We start from the raw sequence: 2,549 nt of genomic DNA on the forward strand, positions 1-2,549 counted from the left end.
TTCCGTGGCGTTGTGCGGCCTGCTCTCGCCGCCTGCCCATGCGGAGCTCGACGTCGCCAGATTGAAGCAAACGATCGAGACCTCCTTCGAGAGCGAATATCCGAAGCTCGACGCGCTCTACAAGGACATCCACGCCCATCCCGAGATTGCCTTCCAGGAAGAGAAGACCGCGGCGAAACTCGCCGCCGAGATGCGTGCGATTGGCTTTGAGGTCACCGAGCACGTCGGCAAGACTGGCCTTGTTGCCATCTACAGGAACGGCGATGGTCCTACCATCATGGTTCGCACCGAGCTCGATGCGCTGCCGATGGAGGAGAAGACCGGCCTGCCCTATGCCAGCCGCGACAAGCAGATCTGGCAGGGCCGCGAGACATTTGTCGCCCATAGCTGCGGCCATGACATCCACATGGCGAGCTGGGTCGGCACGGCGAAGACCCTGGTCGGCATAAAGGACCAGTGGCACGGTACGTTGATGTTCATCGCGCAGCCCGCTGAGGAAGAGGTCACGGGCGCAAAGGCGATGATCGACGATGGCCTGTTCACCCGCTTTCCGAAGCCCGACGCGGGATTTGCTCTGCACGACGGCAATGGAGCTTACGGCTCCGTGACCTATAGGGTCGGGGTCGGATCGTCGAATGTTGACGGTCTCTTCATCAAATTCCTTGGCCGCGGCGGCCATGGCGCGATACCGCAGGCGACCATCGATCCCGTGATGATGGCATCCCGCTTCGTCGTCGACGTGCAGAGCGTGATCAGTCGCGAGAAGGACCCGACCGAATTCGGCCTTGTCACCATCGGCGCGATCCACGCCGGCACCGCCGGCAACATCATTCCCGACGAGGCCAGGGTGATCGGCACGATCCGCAGCTTCAAGCCGCAGGTGCGCGCCAGGATGCTGGCTGGGATCGAGCGGACGGCGAAGGCGGTGGCGGCGATGGCGGATGCGCCGGCGCCCGAAATCCATCTCGACGAGGGTACCAAGGCGGTGATGAACGATGCCGCTGTCGTCGGCCAGGCCGAGCGGGTGCTGAAGGTAGCCTTCGGCGACAAGTTCAACATCAGCCCTGCAAACACGACCAGCGAGGACTATTCGGAATATGTCAACGCCGGTGTGCCTTCGATGTTCTTCAACATCGGCGTCTATGAGCCCGACCGCGTCGCCGCCGCGCGTAACGGCAGCGGCCCGCCGCTTCCCGGCAACCACTCGCCGCAATTCGCCCCGGTGCCGAAACCGACCATCCGGACCGGTGTCACCGCGATGACGCTCGCCGTGCTGAGCGCCTTCGAGCAAAGGGTGCGGGGGCAGTAGCCCTCTCGCATCAGTGCCAGCGGCTCGATGGACTCTCAAATGCGCAATTGCGCATCGTAGCTCACGATGCGCGCGCCCCGGAATGACGCGTTTGTGCTGAGCTGACAGCGAAAAACAAAAAATTCTTCCCGCCTGCCCCAATGGCAGAGTTCCTCCGCATCCCTATGTCTTTGCGAACGACACCCAGAACGGATACGGGGCGATGGCACAACGGCAACTCAAGCTTGGCGCGTTCATGCGCCCGATCAGCATCCACACCGGCGCCTGGCGCTATCCGGGGGCCTGGCCGGACGCCAATTTCAATTTCGGTCACATCAAGACGCTGATCCGGAAGCTCGAGGCCGGCAAGTTCGACGCCTTCTTCATGGCCGATCATCTCGCCGTGCTGAACATGCCGATCAACGCGCTCAAGCGCAGCCACACGGTGACGTCGTTCGAGCCGTTCACGCTGCTGTCGGCGCTCTCGGCGGTCACCGAGCGGATCGGCCTGATCGCGACGGGCTCGACCACGTTCGACGAGCCCTATCACGTCGCGCGCCGCTTCGCCTCGCTCGACCATCTCAGCGGCGGGCGTGCGGGGTGGAACATCGTCACCACCTCGAACCCGGATGCCGCGCTGAATTTCGGGCTCGACGACCACATGGAGCACGCCGAGCGCTACAAGCGCGCCCGCGAATTCTATGACGTGGTCACGGGCCTGTGGGATTCCTTCGCCGACGACGCCTTCGTGCGCGACGTCGAGGACGGGCTGTTCTTCGATCCTTCGAAGATGCACACGCTCGATCACAACGGCAAATATCTGAAGGTGCGCGGGCCCCTCAACATCGCCCGCCCGGTGCAGGGCTGGCCGGTGATCGTGCAGGCCGGCGCCTCCGAGGACGGCAGGCAGCTCGCGGCCGAGACCGCGGAGGCCGTCTTCACCGGCGGCGGCAGCCTCGCCGACGGGCAGAAGCTCTATGCCGACATCAAGGGCCGCATGGCAAAGGTCGGCCGCGATCCCGAGCACCTGAAAATCCTACCCGGCGCCTTCGTCGTGGTCGGCGACAGCGTCGACGAAGCCAAGGAGAAGCGCGCCCTCCTCGACAGCCGCGTGCACTACGACAGCGCGATCGCCTCGCTCTCGGTGATCCTCGGCACCGATGCCTCCGGTTTTGATCCGGACGGACCGCTCCCCGAAATCCCCGAGACCAACGCCAGCAAGAGCGGCCGGCAGCGCATGGTCGATCTCGCCGCGCGCGAA

The 2,549-nt window shown here is 64.3% G+C and carries 2 protein-coding genes; both read left to right on the plus strand.

Translation table 11 applies throughout. The annotated features are described in order from the left end of the window. The coding region (locus AC1D00_RS36215) for an amidohydrolase (RefSeq protein ID WP_477013970.1) at positions 1-1,309 on the plus strand (1,309 nt) is incomplete at its 5' end. A 202-nt stretch (positions 1,310-1,511) separates the two neighbouring features. Next, a partial coding sequence (locus tag AC1D00_RS36220; RefSeq protein ID WP_477013971.1) for an LLM class flavin-dependent oxidoreductase occupies positions 1,512-2,549 on the plus strand: 1,038 nt, incomplete at its 3' end.

The sequence above is a fragment of the Bradyrhizobium sp. P2_E8 genome (assembly GCF_056403875.1).